This window comes from Kitasatospora sp. NPDC036755 (genome assembly GCF_040636595.1).
Classification (GTDB): Bacteria; Actinomycetota; Actinomycetes; order Streptomycetales; family Streptomycetaceae; genus Kitasatospora.
This window is the reverse complement of sequence record NZ_JBEZUT010000081.1, coordinates 11,802-28,251: the sequence shown is the minus strand read 5'-3', so window position 1 is coordinate 28,251 and position 16,450 is coordinate 11,802. Positions and strand designations below refer to the sequence as shown.

Annotated in this window: 14 protein-coding genes and 1 riboswitch; of the genes, 7 read left to right on the top strand and 7 right to left on the bottom strand. The window is 74.3% G+C overall.

What is annotated here, in order from left to right; translation table 11 throughout:
* Positions 1-71: 71 nt before the first annotated feature.
* Entirely contained in the window at positions 72-1,142 is a 1,071-nt protein-coding gene (locus AB0E96_RS15045) for a GDSL-type esterase/lipase family protein (RefSeq protein WP_359823120.1), read from the top strand.
* A 57-nt stretch (positions 1,143-1,199) separates the two neighbouring features.
* Here AB0E96_RS15045 and AB0E96_RS15040 read toward each other — a convergent pair whose 3' ends face one another.
* Positions 1,200-2,558, bottom strand: coding sequence for an NAD(P)/FAD-dependent oxidoreductase (locus tag AB0E96_RS15040; RefSeq protein WP_359823117.1), 1,359 nt, complete (start codon positions 2,556-2,558; stop codon positions 1,200-1,202).
* 192 nt (positions 2,559-2,750) lie between these two features.
* On the opposite strand from AB0E96_RS15040, the gene AB0E96_RS15035 reads away from it, so the two are divergent.
* The 3 genes from AB0E96_RS15035 to AB0E96_RS15025 all read left to right on the top strand — a co-directional run bounded on the left by AB0E96_RS15035 (position 2,751) and on the right by AB0E96_RS15025 (position 4,459).
* Positions 2,751-3,506: a HipA family kinase gene (locus AB0E96_RS15035; RefSeq protein ID WP_359823114.1), complete on the top strand. Its 756-nt coding sequence runs from the start codon at positions 2,751-2,753 to the stop codon at positions 3,504-3,506.
* Positions 3,503-3,919 carry a DUF3037 domain-containing protein gene (locus AB0E96_RS15030; protein ID WP_359823112.1) on the top strand — a complete coding sequence of 139 codons (417 nt, stop codon included), beginning with the start codon at positions 3,503-3,505 and terminating at the stop codon, positions 3,917-3,919. The genes AB0E96_RS15035 and AB0E96_RS15030 overlap by 4 nt, the downstream gene beginning before the upstream one ends.
* An 84-nt stretch (positions 3,920-4,003) precedes the next feature.
* Positions 4,004-4,459 (top strand): MarR family transcriptional regulator, encoded by a 456-nt coding sequence (locus tag AB0E96_RS15025; RefSeq protein WP_359823109.1) that lies wholly within the window; start codon positions 4,004-4,006, stop codon positions 4,457-4,459.
* A gap of 36 nt (positions 4,460-4,495) precedes the next feature.
* Here the strand turns inward: AB0E96_RS15025 and AB0E96_RS15020 are convergent, their stop codons facing one another.
* Positions 4,496-6,649 (bottom strand): ATP-binding domain-containing protein, encoded by a 2,154-nt coding sequence (locus AB0E96_RS15020; protein ID WP_359823108.1) that lies wholly within the window; start codon positions 6,647-6,649, stop codon positions 4,496-4,498.
* Between the two features lie 118 nt (positions 6,650-6,767).
* Between AB0E96_RS15020 and purB the strand changes: the two genes are divergently transcribed.
* A complete protein-coding gene (gene purB, locus AB0E96_RS15015; protein ID WP_359823105.1) occupies positions 6,768-8,198 on the top strand; it encodes an adenylosuccinate lyase in 1,431 nt (476 codons plus the stop codon).
* Positions 8,199-8,216: 18 nt separating this feature from the next.
* On the opposite strand, the gene AB0E96_RS15010 is transcribed toward purB, so the two are convergent.
* Entirely contained in the window at positions 8,217-9,701 is a 1,485-nt protein-coding gene (locus AB0E96_RS15010; protein ID WP_359823122.1) for an MFS transporter, read from the bottom strand.
* 350 nt (positions 9,702-10,051) lie between these two features.
* Positions 10,052-10,252, top strand: a riboswitch (cyclic di-AMP (ydaO/yuaA leader).
* A gap of 2 nt (positions 10,253-10,254) precedes the next feature.
* Here AB0E96_RS15010 and AB0E96_RS15005 point away from each other — a divergent pair.
* Both AB0E96_RS15005 and AB0E96_RS15000 read left to right on the top strand, forming a co-directional pair.
* A complete protein-coding gene (locus tag AB0E96_RS15005; RefSeq protein ID WP_359823103.1) occupies positions 10,255-11,229 on the top strand; it encodes a LysM peptidoglycan-binding domain-containing M23 family metallopeptidase in 975 nt (324 codons plus the stop codon).
* Positions 11,230-11,576: 347 nt separating this feature from the next.
* Positions 11,577-13,127 carry an APC family permease gene (locus AB0E96_RS15000; protein ID WP_359823101.1) on the top strand — a complete coding sequence of 517 codons (1,551 nt, stop codon included), beginning with the start codon at positions 11,577-11,579 and terminating at the stop codon, positions 13,125-13,127.
* Between the two features lie 54 nt (positions 13,128-13,181).
* On the opposite strand, the gene AB0E96_RS14995 is transcribed toward AB0E96_RS15000, so the two are convergent.
* From AB0E96_RS14995 to AB0E96_RS14980, 4 genes are all read right to left on the bottom strand, one after another.
* Positions 13,182-13,901 carry a DUF2470 domain-containing protein gene (locus tag AB0E96_RS14995; RefSeq protein ID WP_359823099.1) on the bottom strand — a complete coding sequence of 240 codons (720 nt, stop codon included), beginning with the start codon at positions 13,899-13,901 and terminating at the stop codon, positions 13,182-13,184.
* Between the two features lie 129 nt (positions 13,902-14,030).
* Positions 14,031-14,441, bottom strand: a complete 411-nt coding sequence (locus AB0E96_RS14990; RefSeq protein ID WP_359823097.1) for a RidA family protein — start codon at positions 14,439-14,441, stop codon at positions 14,031-14,033.
* Positions 14,442-14,471: 30 nt separating this feature from the next.
* Positions 14,472-15,221, bottom strand: coding sequence for an IclR family transcriptional regulator (locus tag AB0E96_RS14985; RefSeq protein ID WP_359823095.1), 750 nt, complete (start codon positions 15,219-15,221; stop codon positions 14,472-14,474).
* Between the two features lie 31 nt (positions 15,222-15,252).
* The gene (locus AB0E96_RS14980) at positions 15,253-16,410 is read right to left on the bottom strand and encodes a sugar kinase (RefSeq protein ID WP_359823093.1); all 1,158 of its coding nucleotides are present in this window, start codon (positions 16,408-16,410) and stop codon (positions 15,253-15,255) included.
* Between the last annotated feature and the right edge of the window lie 40 nt (positions 16,411-16,450).

The window sequence follows — 16,450 nt, the reverse complement described above, 5'->3', positions numbered from 1 at the left end:
GAGACTGCTGCTGTGGTCAGTTGGTGGTGTCAAGTCGTGGATCTGGCTCAGGGAGGCTTACGTGTGCATGCTTGGGGATCCCGGTCGGCCGCAGACCCACCGCCAGCGTCACGCTCGGTGACAGCTACATCTCCGGCGAGGCCGGCCGCTGGAAGGGCAACGCGGCCGGCACCAGCGGCGGCCGCAACGGCACCGACCGGGCCTGGACCGGCAGTTCGTACGACCCCTCGCGGATCTACGGCGCCACCGCCGCGAGCGGGTGTGACCGCTCGGACGTGGCCGAGGTGCTCAGCGCCTCGACCGGGGCCCAGAACGAGATCGACCTGGCCTGCTCCGGAGCCGTCACCGCGAACGTCTTCCGCGCCGCCAACGGAGGCCAGTCGCTCAAGGGCGAGGCTCCGCAGGCCGACCGACTCGCCACCGTGGCACGGCAGAACAGCGTCCAGCTGATCACCCTGTCGATCGGCGGCAACGACCTGGGCTTCTCGGACGTCATCTCCACCTGCGTGAAGGACTACCTGATCTGGTACTCCTACTGCCACGGCTCCGCGCAGTCCCAGATCGACGGCCGGATGCCCACCGCGATGGCCGGGGTCGGCAAGGCGATCGACGAGATCCGCGCCGTGATGGCCGACGCCGGCTACGCCCGGTCGGACTACCGCCTGGTGCTGCAGTCCTACCCGTCGCCGATCCCGCGCGCCGCCGAGATGCGGTACCCGGAGAGCGGCTGGAGCCGCTCCGACACCGGCGGCTGCCCGTTCTGGGACGGGGACGCGGACTGGGCCCGCGACTCGATGGTGCCGCAGATCTCCCAGGCGCTGGCGGGCGTCGCCGCCGCCAAGGGGGCGCAGTTCCTGGACCTGTCGGACATGCTGCAGGGCCGTGAGGTCTGCTCGACGGCCACCGGCCAGCCGACCGCGGGCTCCGGCCCGTCCGCGACCACCAGCGAGTGGGCGCGCTTCCTGGACGGCGGGCTCAACTCCACGCAGGGCGTGCTGCAGGAGTCGATGCACCCCAACTACTACGGCCAGCAGGCGGTCGGGCGCTGCCTGACGCTGTTGTGGGCGCGGCCGAGCGGTGACTACTCCTGCCGCAACACGGCCGGGCAGGACGCGAGCGGGATGTACCTGACCGCGCGGTGACCGCACGGTCCGGCGCCCCCGGGCGGCCACGGCCGCGGGGGCGCCGTGCCGTCGTGCTCAGCCCTTGGCGAGCAGGGACTGGGCGTGCGCGCGGACCTGATCCTTCGTCAGATAGGCGTCGGTGTACTCGAAGTCGCGCAACCGGGCGGGCTGGCGGGCGAGGAAGCCGATGCGGACGAACTCGTCGCCGGCGGTCGCGTTGAGCAGCCAGTTGGCGCCCACCCGGAACTTGGCCACGTTGGTGCGCATCGCCATCAGGTGGTAGCCGCGGGCCACCAGCTGGGCGGGCACCCCGCGCAGCTCCACGCCGAGCGGCTTGGAGACCGCGTCCTTGCCGCCGAGGTCGACCACCAGGCCCAAGTCCTTGTGGTAGTAAGGCTCCAGGGGCTGGTTGCGGAGCGAGGCGATGACGTTGTTCGCGACCGCGCGGCCCTGGCGGGCGGAGTGCTGGGCGGTCGGCGGGCAGACCGCGCCGTCGCCCTTGGCGAGGTCGGGGACGGCCGCGGCGTCGCCGATCGCGAACACGCCCTCGAACTGGGGCACCCGCATCTCCGCCGTCACGGCGAGCCGGCCGCGGACCGTCTCGGTGTCCAGGGTGGCGATCAGCGGGCTCGCGGCCACCCCGGCGGTCCAGATCAGGGTGCGGCAGGGGAGCACCCGGCCGTCGGTGAACTTGACGGTCTCGGCGCCGACTTCGGCCACCGAGACGCCCAGCGAGACCTCGATCCCGCGCTCCCGCAGCACCTCCAGGGCGGCCTCGCCGAGCGGGTCGCCGAGCTCCGGCATCAGCTTCGGGGCGATGTCGATCAGGTGCCACTTGATCTGCCGGACGTCCAGGCGCGGGTAGCGGTGGGCGGCGGCGGTGGTCAGTCGCTGGAGGCAGGCGGCCGTCTCGGTGCCCGCGTAGCCGCCGCCGACCACCACGAACTGGAGCCGGGACTCGCGCTCCTTCTGGTCCAGGGTGGCGGAGGCGAGATCGAGTTGGGCGATCACGTGGTCACGGACGTAGGCGGCCTCGGCGAGCGTCTTCATGCCGCGGGCGTAGTCGGTGAGTCCGGGGATGTCGAAGGTGCGGGTGACGCTGCCGGGGGCGAGCACCAGGACGTCGTACTTCTGCGCCACCACCTCGTCGGTGATCTTGCGCACGACGCACACCTTGGAGCCCGGGTCCACGCCGATGGCGCCGCCGGGGACGATGTGGGTGCGGCGCAGCGACCGGCGCAGGGAGACGGCCACGGACTGCGGGGTGAGGACGCCGGCGGCGACGTGCGGGAGGAGGGGGAGGTAGAGCTGGTAGCTGAACGGCGTGACCAGCGAGATCTCGGCCTCCGACGGTGACAGCTTGCGTTCGAGGCGGCGGGCGCACTCCAGGCCCGCGAAGCCACCGCCCACGATCAGGATCCGAGGTCGTTCCATCGCTCATCCCTTGTGCCGTGAAGGTCCCCAGGACTGCCATTACTGTCCGCCACACTCGCACGGAGCAGCGGGGGCTGCCACCGGGGCGGGTCGCGCGGGGGAGGGTCGGGAACGGGCGGCCACGGGTGCGGGGAGCGGAAGGCCGCGGGGTGCGGGGAGAGGAAGGGTGGCGACACCGATAGGCTGTCGGCCGTGCTACCCGAGGTGACGGCGATCCGGTACGTGACGCCACTGCGAGAAGGCGGCTCGATGCCGGGCCTGGTCGAGGCCGACGATCGGCGGCTTTACGCGCTGAAATGGGTCGGTGCGGCGCAGGGCCGCAAGGCGTTGGTCGCGGAGGTGCTGGCCGGGGAGCTCGGCCGGCGGCTCGGGCTGCCGGTGCCGGAGCTGGTGACGGTCGACCTGGACCCGGTGCTCGCGCGCAGCGAGCCCGACCACCAGATCCAGGACCAGATGCGGGCCAGCGGCGGGACCAACCTCGGGATGGCCTTCGTCAGCGGCGCGCTCAACTTCGACCCGCTCTGCTACGAGGTGGATGCGGAGCTCGCCGGGCAAGTGCTCTGGTTCGACGCGCTGATCGGAAACGTGGACCGCTCCTGGCGCAACCCGAACCTGCTGGTGGCGACCGGCGGACTGCGGCTGATCGACCACGGCGCGAGCCTGATCTTCCACCACAACTGGCCGGGCGCCGCGGCCTGGATCCGCCGCCCGTACGACGCCTCCGACCACGCGCTGCTGCGGGCCCGGCCGGACCTCACGGCGGCCGACAAGGCGCTCGCGCCGCTCGCCGAGGCGGCGATCGAGGGCGCGGTCGCGCAGATCCCCGACGTCTGGCTGGTGGACGAGTTCGGCTTCGACTCGCCCGACGAGGTGCGCGCCGCGTACCGCACGCAGCTGACCGAGCGACTGGCCGGTCCGCGCGACTGGCTGCCGGAGGTGCCCGCATGACCGAGTCCGCGTTTTCCGTGCTGCCGGTCACCGTCGAGCTGCACGACTACGAGTACGCCGTGATCCGCGCGGTGCCGCGGGTCGAGCGCGGCGAGTGCGTCAACGTCGGGGTGCTGCTGTACTGCCGGCAGAGCGCGCACCTGGCCGCCCGTACCCACCTGGACCAGGCCCGGCTGCTGGCGCTGGACCCGGTGGCGGACGTGCAGGGGGTGCGGCGGGCGCTGCACGGGATCGAGGCGGTCTGCCACGGCGGCCCGCAGGCCGGTCCGGCGGCGGGGGACAGCCCCGGGCAGCGGTTCCGCTGGCTGACCGCGCCGCGCAGCGCGATCGTCCAGCCGGGGCCGGTGCACACCGGGCTGACCGCGGACCCGGAGGCGGAGCTGCGGCGGCTGTTCGACCAGCTGGTGCTCTGACGTCCGGCCGGTGCGGGGCGGCTCGCCGACGGTTGCCCCGGTCAAAGCTTGAGTTGGTGAAGCACCTGGCCGTACTCTGGCCCCATGGGTTCGACAGCGACGACGACCGTACCGACCAACGCCGAGTTGATGGAGGCGTTGGCCGCCGTCGGTGCCGCGTACTTCCAGGACTTCGCGGCGGCCGCGGCCCGGCACGGGCTCTCCTCCTCGCAGGCCAAGGCGCTGGGCGCGGTGCAGGAACCGGTGCCGATGCGGGCGCTGGCCGGGCGGCTGGGCTGCGACGCGTCGAACGTCACCGGGATCGTGGACCGGCTGGAGTCGCTGGGCCTGGCGAACCGGGAGGCGGCGGCCGGTGACCGCCGGGTGAAGATCGTGGTGATCACGGCCGAGGGTCGGGAGATCCTGAACCGCATCCGCGGCGAGATGGCCCGGACCCACCAGGCCTTCGAGGCGATGACCGACGAGCAGCGGATCGCCCTGCACTCCATCTGCTCCCAGGTGCTGCCGGTACTGGCCGGCCGTACGGGCGGCGCGCAGTAGGAACCCCGCGCCGCCCGTGGCCCGCGCCGCCGCCGGTCAGAGCAGTCCGGCGAGCTCCGGCGGCAGCGGCCGGCGGTGGAGCAGGGTGAGCGAGCGGGTGGCCCGGGTCAGGGCGACGTAGAGGTCGCGCGGGGCGAGCGCGGCGGGTTCGAGCACCACGACCGCGTCGAACTCCAGCCCCTTGGCCTCCGCCACGGTGAGCGCGGCCGACTCCGCGGCCAGGTCGTCCGGTGCGATCACCCCCAGGGTCCCCGGGCCGCCGGGCAGCCGGGCGAGGGCGGCGGCGAAGTCGCCGTCCGGGACGGGGACCGCCCGGGGCCGCTCGGTGCCCGGGCGGACGGACTCGGGCGGCCGGTGGCCGGGCAGCACGGCGCTCAGCACGGCGGTGGCGAGAGCCATGACGGGCGCCGGCGTGCGGTAGTTGACGGTCAGCCGCTCCTCGCGCCAGCGGCCGGGCAGGTGCGGGTCGAGGGTCTCGGCCCAGCTGCGGGCGCCCGCGGGCGATCCGGTCTGGGCGAGGTCGCCGACGATGGTGAGCGAACCGGTCGGGACGCGCCGCAGGACGGCGCGCCAGGCCATCGCGGACAGCTCCTGGGCCTCGTCGACGACGACGTGGCCGTACGCCCAGGTGCGGTCGGCGGCGGCGCGTTCGGCGGTGGAGCGGTACGGGCCGTCGTCGCGGAAGCGCTCGGCCAGGGCGGCGGAGTCCAGCAGGGCGTCGCCGGTCTGCCCGGTGATGGTCAACACGCCCTCGGCGAAGGCGAGTTCGTCCTGGCCTGGGTTCTGGTCCGGGTCCTGCTGCCGGTCGGTGGGGTCGGACGTCCGTTCGGGGCCCAGGAGTTCGGCGGCCTCGTCGAGCAGCGGGACGTCCTCGACCGTCCAGGGGGAGCCGACCGGGCGGAGCAGCGCGGCCGCCTGCCCGGGAGCCGTCCCGGCGAGGAACTCCCGGTCGGTGAGCAGCCGTTCGAGCAGCCGCTGGGGAGTGAGCCGGGGCCAGAGCGGGTCGAGCGCGGCGCGGACGTCCGGCCGGTCCCACAGCTCGCGCGGGGCGTAGTGCGCCTCCTCGTCGTCGTACGGGCGGCCGAGGGCGAGTGCCTGGGCGATGGCGAGGGCGTCGAGCAGGGTGCCCAGGTAGAAGGAGCGGGCCCGGTTGTGCGGCAGCCGCAGGCCGCGGGCGGCGTCCCGGGCCTCCGCGCAGGCCCGGGCGGAGACCCGCAGCCCCTCGCCGAGGTCCAGGCCTTCGGCGGGGGCCGTCTGGTGGGCGGCCACCGCACGGCGGAGCACCCCGGACATCCAGGGGCCGCCCTTGGCGAGGGCCGTGGCCGGGGCGTCGGTGGCGGTGGCGGCGATGCCGGGGAGGAGCTCGCCGACGGTGCGCAGCACCACCTCGGTCTCGCCGAGTGCGGGCAGCACCTCGTCGATGTAGCGGAGGAAGCCGGGGTTGGGGCCGATCACCAGCACGCCCCGGCGCTCCAGCGCGGCGCGGTGGGTGAACAGCAGGTAGGCGGCGCGGTGCAGGGCGGCCAGCGTCTTGCCGGTGCCGGGGCCGCCCTGGACCACCAGGGCGCCGCGCAGCGGGGAGCGGATCACCCGGTCCTGTTCGGCCTGGATGGTGGCGACGGCGGTGCCCATCCGGCCGGTGCGCTCGCGGCCGAGGGCGGCGAGCAGAGCGGCCTCGCCGACCAAGCCGCGCCGGCCGGACTCGTCCAGCCCGGCGAGGTCGAGCGCCTCGTCGTCCAGGCCGGTGAGGGTGCGGCCCCGGGTGTGCAGGTGGCGGCGGCGCACCACCGGGCCGGGGTAGGCGGGGGTCGCGGTGTAGAAGGGGCGGGCGGCCGGGGCGCGCCAGTCGAGCAGCAGCGGTTCGTACGCCTCGTCGGTCAGGCCGGTGCGGCCGATGTAGTGGACGGTGCCGTCGCGCTCGTCGAGCCGGCCGAAGCACAGGCCGCGCTCGACCGCGTCCAGCCGGTCGGCCCGGCGGGCGGCCTCCCGGGCGCGCACCTTGCGCTCCAGCCGGGCCTGGTGGGTGCCGCCGGGCGCGGCGCCGTCGTGGGCGCCGTCGGCGGTGCGGCGGGCCCGGTCGCGCACGGTGTCCAGTCGGGCGTAGAGCCGGGTGAGGCGGGCCTGCTCGGTGCGCAGGGCCGCGGCGAGGGCGCCGTCGTGATCCGTTGCGGCCGCTGGAGATTCGCTCATCGATGTGATATCCTTGCGGTGAGGAGGCTTTGGAGTGTGTTCTGAATGGCGCTCAATTGACCCAGCCTACCCCATCCGCCGACGTCCGGCGTGACCTCGACTGTTACTCTTGCGAAGCGTGAGCGCGAAGCCCCAGATCCCCAATGTCCTGGCCTCCCGGTACGCCTCGGCGACCCTGGCCCAGCTGTGGTCCCCCGAGCACAAGGTGGTCCTCGAGCGCCACCTGTGGCTCGCCGTCCTGAAGGCCCAGCAGGACCTCGGCGTCGAGGTTCCGGCGACCGCCGTCGCCGACTACGAGCGGGTGATCGACCAGGTCGACCTCGGCTCGATCGCCGCCCGTGAGCGGGTCACCCGCCACGACGTGAAGGCCCGCATCGAGGAGTTCAGCGAACTCGCCGGCCACGAGCAGATCCACAAGGGCATGACGTCCCGGGACCTGACCGAGAACGTCGAGCAGCTCCAGATCCGCCAGTCCCTGGAGCACGTGCGGGACCGCACGGTCGCCGTGCTGGTCCGCCTGGCCAAGCTGTCCGCCCAGCACTCCGAGCTGGTCATGGCCGGCCGCTCGCACAACGTGGCCGCGCAGGCCACCACCCTGGGCAAGCGGTTCGCGTCGATCACCGACGAGCTGCTGGTCGCCTTCCGCCGCCTGGAGGAGCTGATCGCCCGCTACCCGCTGCGCGGGATCAAGGGCCCGGTCGGCACCGCCCAGGACATGCTGGACCTGCTCGGCGGCGACACCGAGAAGCTCGCCGAGCTGGAGCGCCGGGTCGCCGGGCACCTCGGCTTCGACCACGTGCTGACCAGCGTCGGCCAGGTCTACCCGCGCTCGCTGGACTTCGAGGTGCTCACCGCCCTCGTCCAGCTGGCCGCCGCGCCGTCCAGCCTGGCCAAGACCATCCGGCTGATGGCCGGCCACGAGCTGGTCACCGAGGGATTCAAGGAGGGCCAGGTCGGCTCCTCCGCGATGCCCCACAAGATGAACACCCGCTCCTGCGAGCGCGTCAACGGCCTGGCCGTCATCCTGCGCGGCTACGCCTCGATGACCGGCGAGCTGGCCGGCGACCAGTGGAACGAGGGCGACGTCTCCTGCTCGGTGGTGCGCCGGGTCGCGCTGCCGGACGCGTTCTTCGCCTTCGACGGCCTGCTGGAGACCTTCCTGACCGTCCTCGACGAGTTCGGCGCCTTCCCCGCCGTGATCGAGGCCGAGCTGGACCGCTACCTGCCGTTCCTCGCCACCACCAAGGTGCTGATGGGCGCGGTGCGCGCGGGCGTCGGCCGGGAGACCGGGCACGAGGTCATCAAGGAGCACGCCGTCGCCTCCGCGCTGGCGATGCGCGCGGGCGCCCGCGAGAACGAGCTGCTGGACCGGCTGGCCGCCGACGAGCGGATCCCGCTGGACCGGGCCGGGCTGGACGCGCTGCTGGCCGACAAGCTGTCCTTCACCGGCGCGGCCGGTGCCCAGGTCGCCGAGGTCGTCCGCCAGGTGGAGGCCGTCGCGGCCGCCTACCCGGACGCCGCCAAGTACGCGCCGGCCGACATTCTCTGACGTGTCGTCAGGCCCTCGTCAGGCCTGAGCCGAGGGCCCTGCCGCCGGACCGGTGGCAGGGCCCTCGCGCGTCGTGGGGACGTGGCCCGGGTCCAGCGGCGGAGCGGTGGGGCCGCACGGCCAGTCGCAGTTCGGCTCGGCCACCGGCTGCGCCGCCTCGGGGGCTAGGACGTTGCCCCGTACGGTCGCGGCGGCGATCAGCCCGCCGGCCGCCAGCAGACCGGCGCAGATCAGCATCGCGGTGTGGAAGGCCGAGTCGACCGAGGAGGGCACCCGATAGGCGTCGCCGCTCAGCCCGGCCAGCGCCGGCAGGGCGGCCACCGCGAGCAGGCCGGCCGCGCGGGCGGCGGCGTTGTTGACCCCGCTGGCGATGCCCGCGTGCCGGACCTCGACGGCGGCCAGCACCGTCGCCGTCAGCGGCGCGACCAGCAGTGTCATCCCGCAGCCCATCACCGCGACGGCGGGCAGCACGTCCACCCAGTACGAGGAGTCGGGGCCGATGCGCAGCATCAGCAGCACCCCGGCGGCGCACAGCAGCGGGCCGACGGTCAGCGGGACACGCGGGCCGATCCGCTTGCCGAGGCGTCCGGCGCGCGCGGACAGCGTCAGCATCAGCACGGTGATCGGCACCAGGGCGAAGCCCGAGACCAGCGGCGAGAAGCCGGACACGATCTGGAGCTGCACCACCAGGAGGAAGAAGACGCCGCTGAACGCCGCGTACACGCACAGGGTGACCAGGTTCACCGCGGTGAACAGCCGGGAGGAGAACAGCCCCAGCGGCAGCATCGGTTCGGGGGCGCGGCGCTCGACCGCCACGAAGGCGGCGCCGAGCGCCAGCCCCAGCACCCCGCTGACCCAGACGGCGGGGGACAGGCCCTCGCCGGCCGCGGTCAGCGCGTAGGTGACCGCGCCGAGGGCGAGGGCGGCGAGCACGGCGCCGAGCACGTCGAAGCGACCGGAGGCGGCCTCGTCCCGGCTCTCCGGCACCGACCGGGTGGTGACGGCGATCACGGCGGCGGCCAGCGGCAGGTTCAGCAGGAAGATCCAGCGCCAGCCGGGGCCGTCCACCAGCCAGCCGCCCAGGAAGGGGCCGACCGCGGCCGACACCCCGCCGAGGCCGGACCAGAGGCCGACCGCCGCCGAGCGGTCGTCGGGGTGGAAGACGGCCTGGAGCATGGCGAGCGAGCCGGGGGTGAGCAGCGCCCCGCCGATGCCCTGCACGGCGCGGGCGGCGATCAGCACGTGGATGTTCGGCGCTGCGGCGCAGGCCGCGGAGGCGACGGCGAACCAGACCACGCCGATCAGGAAGACCTTGCGCCGCCCGTACCGGTCGCCGAGCGCGCCGCCGAGCAGGATCAGGCCCGCCAGGGTGAGCAGATAGGCGTTCAGCGTCCACTGCAGGGACGCCAGGGAGGCGCCGAGGTCGGCGCCGATCCGGGGCAGGGCGACGTTCACCACGGTGCCGTCGAGCATCGCCATGCTGGAGCCGAGCACCGTTGCCATCAGTACCCAGCGGCCCTGCGCGGTGCCCAAGCGCAGGGTGCCGGCCTCGGAGGTGGTCACGGGCGAATCCTGCGCTGCCGGGGCGCGAGTGACAAGGGTCACCGGTGGGTGTGTTGGGGGTGGGCGGTGCGTGAGCGGGCGGCTGCGCAGTGTCGGCGATCTCGGCGCAGGGTCGTGGATCAGTGGCGCGGGGTGAATGGATTGTGTACGTATCGTGGGCCCGGGCCTGCGGAGGGTCACCGGGGCGGGGGGGATCGTTGCGTTTTCAAAGATCGACATTGCTTCACCCGAACGGATGGGTTTTAGTTCAGCGACCGCCCGGCCAGTCCGGACGGATCCGCCGGGTGGAACGCCGAGTCCTGCCGCTGCCCGGTGGTTCGAAACGAACTCTGTACGGCAGGAGCGGGGGACCCACAGGTAAGTCGCCGGACCGGAGTTCGCGCCTCAGGGCGCGGGCGTCCAGGACCGGCTAGGGGTGAAGCCGCACACGCGGCCGGGCAACTCCAGCCCGAACCCGACAGCTCACCTCGCAGGCGTCGGAGAGGAAACTTCCATGCCTGCACAGGCTCGTCGTATCGCCCTGCCCCGCGCCGCCCGCATCGGCATCGCCACCGCCGTGACCGGTGTCTCCTTCGCCCTCCCGCTCGTGACCGCGATGAGCGCCCAGGCCCACACCGCCCCGGCCGCGGCCACCGCCGCCGCCAAGCCGGCCGCGCAGGCCCCCGCCCCGGCCCAGGCCGCCGCGCAGGAGAGCTACCGCGTCGTCGGCGGCGACACCCTGTCCAAGATCGCCGACGCCCGGAACGTCGAGGGCGGCTGGCACGCGCTGTACGAGCGGAACCGCTCGGTCGTCGGCGCCGACCCGAACCTGATCTTCCCGGGCCAGCAGCTCGCGCTGCCGGGCCATGCCGCCGCTCCGGCCAAGCCGGCCGCTCCGGCGAAGCCCGCCACACCGGCGAAGCCCGCCGCTCCGGCGGCTCCGGCGACCCAGGCCGCCAAGCCGCAGGCCCAGGTCCAGGTGCAGACCGAGGCCGCCAAGCCGTCCGCGCAGCTCCAGACCCAGCTCCAGGTCGCCACGCCGGCCCAGGCCGTGACCGCCACTCCGGTCGCCGCCGCCACCTCCGGCTTCGTCGCCCCGCTGGCCAACCCGAGGCTCGGCACCGCCTACGGCGTGGCCGGCTCGATGTGGGCCTCCGGCCACCACACCGGCCAGGACTTCGTCGCCTCCACCGGCACCCCGCTGCGCGCGATCGCCAACGGCGTCGTGGTCAAGGCCGGCAACGGCGGCGCCTACGGCAACGAGGTCGAGATCAAGCTCGCCGACGGCCACTACGCCGAGTACGCGCACCTCTCCTCGATCGGTGTGAGGATCGGTCAGACCGTCACCGCCGGCCAGCAGATCGGCCTCTCCGGCGCCACCGGCAACGTGACCGGCCCGCACCTGCACTTCGAGATCCGCAACGGCTCGGAGTACGGCTCGGACATCAACCCGGTCGCCTACCTGCGCGCGCACGGCGTCGCGCTCTGACCCCGAGAGCTCCGGGGTACCAGGAACCACCGCTGCTGCGGGCGAACCGATCGCCCGGGATGGTCATGTCGGGTGACCGCTCGACCGGGTGATCGCCGCACGGCGGACATGGGCGCGGGACACGCCCAGGCCGGCCCGGCCGCACGAGGACCTCCTCGTGCGGCCGGGCCGGCCGCTTTCGTTCCCGGGGCCGCCCGGGGTGTTCCAGCGGTCGAACGAAGCGTCAACTCCGGCGCACTGCCGGGTGATCGGCTGAAGCGCCGGGCTCCTCCGGGGCGCCATGCTGGCAGGCGGTCAGCGCCCGGCCGGTCCGGCGGTGGGGCGGGTCCGTGAGGCGAGGAGGCCGGATGGCGGTCCGGAGCGGGGGCGTGGCGGGGGAGACGGCCGGGCGGGAGCGGCCCGGCCCGGGCGGCGTCGACCGGTTGAAGGCGGACTCGGTCGGCCTGGTCGGCGTGGTGTTCATGGCGCTCGCCACCGCCGCCCCGATCACCGCGATGACCGGCAACCTGCCGATCATCGTCGGGCAGGGCAACGGGGCCGGCGCGCCCGCCGCGTACATCGTGGCGACGGTGGTGCTGACGGTGTTCTCGGTCGGCTACGTGGCGATGGCCCGTCACATCACCGCGGCCGGCGCGTTCTACGGCTACGTCTCGCACGGACTGGGCCGGGTGGTCGGGATGGCCGCCGGGCTGCTCGCGGTGCTCGCGTACGTCGTCACCGAGGCCTCGGCCCTCGGCTTCTTCGCGTACTCGCTGCGCGGGCTGGTCCGTTCCCAACTGGGGGTGGAGCTGGGCTGGGGCTGGTACGCGCTGTTCGGGGCGGCGGTGATCGGGGTGATGGCCTGGTTCGACCTGCACCTGACGGCCAGGGTGCTCGGGGTCGCGCTGGTGCTGGAGATCGGGGTGCTGAGCGCGGTGTCGTTCGCGGTGCTGTTCTCCGGCGGCGGTCCGGACGGGATCGCGGTGGCCGCCGTGAACCCGCTGAACGCGCTGAAGGGGGTGGGGAGTTCGGGGCCGGCGGCGGCCGGGCTCGGCCTGTTCTTCGCGTTCTGGTCCTGGGTGGGTTTCGAGTCCACCGCGATGTACGGCGAGGAGTCCCGCGACCCGAAGCGGGTGGTGCCGCGGGCGACGCTGGTGTCGGTGATCGGGGTCGGGCTGCTCTACGTCTTCGTGTCCTGGATGATCGTGTCCGGCAACGGGGTCGAACGGGCGATCGCGGTGGCGAGCGGCGCGGTGCCGGGCAAGGACGGCAACAGCCTGTTCTTCGACCCGCTCGGCGCGCACCTGGGGGCCTGGGCGGTGAAGGTGTTCCAATGGCTGGTCGTCACCGGCTCGTTCGCCTGCGCGATGGCCTTCCACCAGTGCGCGGCCCGGTACCTGTACGCGATCGGGCGGGAGGGGCTGCTGCACCCGGGGCTCGGCCGCACCCATCCGCGGCACGGCTCGCCGCACGTCGCCTCGGTGGTGCAGTCGGTGATCGCGGTGGGGCTGGTGGCGGGGTTCCTGGCGGCCGGGATGGATCCGTACGCGCACCTGTACACGCTGCTGGCGCTGCTCGGGACGATGGCGATCCTGGTCGTGCAGACGCTCTGCTCCTTCGCCGTGGTCGGGTACTTCCACGTGCGCCGACGGCACCCGGAGACGGCGCACTGGTTCCGGACGCTGGCGGCGCCGCTGGTGGGCGGGGTGGCGATGGCCGGGGTGGTGGTGCTGCTGGTGCTCAACAAGGACGCCGCGGCCGGGGCGGCGGCGCACACGCTGCTGTTCCGGCTGACGCCGTACCTGGTGATCGGGGTGTTCACCGGCGGGATCGCGCTGGCGCTCGCGGTGCGCCGGTGGCGGCCGGAGCTGTACGCGCGGATCGGGCGGGTGGTGCTGGAGGACGCGGTCGAGCGGTGACGGCGGGCGGTGGCGGGCGGTGGCGGGCGGTCGGCGACGGCGGGTGGCGGGGGATCAGCCGCGCCGGACCGGCAGGCCGTGGTGGGCGGCGGACAGCAGCTCGTGCATCCGGTGGCCGAAGTCCTCGGTGTCCCGGGCCGGTTCGGGGAAGACCAGGCGGACGTCGCGGTGGCCGTGCGGGTGGTCCAGGCGCAGCACCAGGCCGTGGCGGTCCAGGGCGAGCGGGCGGACCTCGGGGGTGTGGACGAGCAGGGCCGGGTCGAGCAGCCGGGTGAGGAGGTCGAGCGCCTCGGCGTGGTCGTCGGCGAAGTGGGTGAGCATCGCGGCCTCGTGCCGGGCCAGCGGGTCGGGGGCGGACAGGGCGAGGTCGGCGGCGGTGATCGCGCCGGTGCCGTACGGGGTGGCGAGGACGGCGTGGGCGACGTCCACCCGCAGGTGCACACTGAGGCCGTCGTCGGCGAGGTGGGCCAGGTGCAGCCGGCCGGCCAGGGTGAGGCGGGCGCGGACCCGGTCGCGGACGGCGACGGGGGCGACGTCGGTGACGTCGAGGACGACGGCGAGGCCGTCGGCGGCACCGGCGACGGCCGTGGTGAGCGGGTCGTCCAGGGCGGTGCGCAGCCGCAGCCGGGAGCCGTGGACGGAGACCGGGGTGTCCAGGTGGTGGTGCTCGCCCAGGGCCCGGACGGTGAGCGAGGAGGTCGTGACAAGCAGGCTGTGGATCCGTTCGGCGGTGGTGGGCTCGGGGACCTCGGTGTCGCCGGTGGGCAGGCTCATGGACGGACCTCCAGTTAGTTAGGTGAGCCTAACCTAATGTGCGACCGGGGGTGTGGCAAGCACGCGTGCGGACAGGCCGAAGGGCCCGGACGCGCCTGCGGCGTCCGGGCCCTTCGGTGCGGCGGGTCGTCAGGCCACGACGGCCTGGGCGTCGATCTCGACCAGCATCGGCTCCTGCGGCAGCTCGACGAAGATCGTGGTGCGGCACGGCTTCACGCCGCCGGGCTTGACGTTCTCGTCGATGAACTCGGCGTAGACCTCGTTCATCAGCGGGAAGTCGGCGCGCTTGGTGAGGTAGACGCGGAACATCACCACGTCCTCGATGGTGGCGCCGCCGGCCTCGACGATGGCCTTGACGTTCTCCAGGGTGCGGCGGGTCTGCGCCTTCACGTCGCCGTGGTGCAGGTACTCGCCGGTGGCCGGGTCCTGCGGGCCCTGGCCGGAGACCTGGAGGATGGGGCCCTTGCGGACGCCCTGGGAGAACATCCAGGCGGGGGCGGGGGCGCCGTCGGTGCGGATCTCGGTCTTGTCGGAGGACATGCGGGGTTCCTTACTCTGGTCGACGGTTCGTCAGTTGTGGTCGGGGCGGCCGCAGTCGGCGGACACGGCGCGGGTGGTGGCGAGCAGCTGCGGAAGCAGGTCCAGCACCTGCTCGTACGGCAGGACCACGTCCGGGACGGAGATCGAGGCGGCGGCGACCACCCGGCCGCTGGCGTCCCGGACCGGTGCGGCCACGCAGTTGATGAAGGACTCGTGCTCGGCGTGGTCCTGCGCCCAGCCCTGGGCGGCGACCTTCTCCAGCTCGGCGAGCAGCGCCTCCGGGGTGGTCAGGGTGCGCTCGGTGTGCGGGGTGAAGCCGATCCCGGCCACCACCCGGCGCCGCTCGGGCAGCGGGAGGTCGGCCAGCAGCACCTTGGAGACGGCGGCGCAGTGCAGGGCGGCGCGCAGGCCGATCCGGGAGTACATCCGCACCGGGTGGCGGGAGTCGAACTTGTCGATGTAGACCACCTCGCCGCCCTCGTACGCGGCCAGGTGCACGGTCTGGCCGGTGGCGGCGTTCAGCTCGGCCAGGTGCGGGGCGGCGATCCGGCGCACGCCGCGCTGCTCCAGGGCCAGGCCGGAGAGGGCGAAGAGGCCGGCGCCCAGGTGGTAGCGGTAGGCCGCGTCGCGATAGACGAATCGTTCCTCTTCGAGGCTCTGGAGCAGGCGGAGCACGGTCGTCTTGTGGACGCCGAGCACCTCGGCGAGTTGGTCGAGGGAGCGCTCGCCCTCGCCGAGCTCGGCGAGGATGCGCAGGGCGCGGGTGACGGTCTGGCTCATCGTGCTCCGCTTCGAGGGCTGAGGGTCCTGCTCATTGTGCCCGGGACCGGTCGGCGGACGGTGCCCGGTCGGCGGGGAGCGCCGGGCCGGCGGACGGCGTCGGGGCGACCGGGCGCGCGGAGCCGGCGGGCAGCGCCGGGCCGGTGATCCCCTCCGCGGTGACCCGGGTGGCGGCCCACTGGGCGGGGGAGGCGGCGAGCAGGGCGGCCACCACGGTGGCGTCCGGCAGCTCGGCCTGGTCGCCGTGGGCGGTCAGCGCGCAGGCGGCGCTCAGGTGGCCGAGCCGCAACCGGCTCCGCTGGTCCAGGCCCCGGACGGTGCCGGCCAGGTAGCCGGCCGCGAAGGCGTCGCCCGCGCCGGTGGCCTCGACCACCTCGACCGCGAGGGCCGGCTCGTTGACCGCGGTGCCGTCCCGGCCCAGGGCCGTCACCTGGCGGGCGGCGTCCTTGACCACGACGGTGGCCGGGGCGGGGAAGCGGCGGCGCAGGGCGGCCGGGTCGCCGGTGCCGAAGGCGGCCTCGGCCTCGTCGGAGCCGAGCAGCAGCAGGTCGGCGGCGTCCAGCAGTGGCGGCAGCACGGCCGGATCGCGGTCGCGCCAGAGCGAGGGGCGCCAGTTGAGGTCGAAGCTGACCAGGCGGCCCGGGCGGCGGTCGGCGAGCAGGGCGCGCAGCAGGGCGAGGCAGTCGTCGGAGAGCGCGGCGGTGATGCCGGACAGGTGCAGCAGTCCGGCGCCCGCCAGCAGCGCGGCGGCGGCCGGGTCGGCGAGCAGGTCGGGGGAGAGCGCGGCGGCCGCGGAGCCGCGCCGGTGGTAGTGCAGCCGGCTGCGGCCGGGCCCGAGGTCGTGGCGGTCGCCGGTGCTGCCGCCGACCTCCTTGAGGTAGAGGCCGGTCGGGCGGTGCGGGTCGACCGCGACCGCCGAGACGTCCACGCCGCGGGCGGCGACCTCGGCGAGCAGCCGGCGGCCGAAGCCGTCGTCGCCGACCCGGCTGATCCAGGCGGTCGGCACGCCGTGGGCGGCCAGCGCGCCCGCCACATTGGACTCCGCGCCGCCGACGGAGAGCCGGAAGCTCTCCACCGACTCCAGCGGGCCCGGGCGGTCCGGCAGCAGGACGGCCATCGACTCGCCCACGCACACCGCCGTCGGGGGAGGACCGGGGCGGGTCGGGCCCTGGGTGTCCTGTCGCGGCATGTGCGGGGCTCCTCGTCTGCGGCCGTTCCGTCGAGAGCGG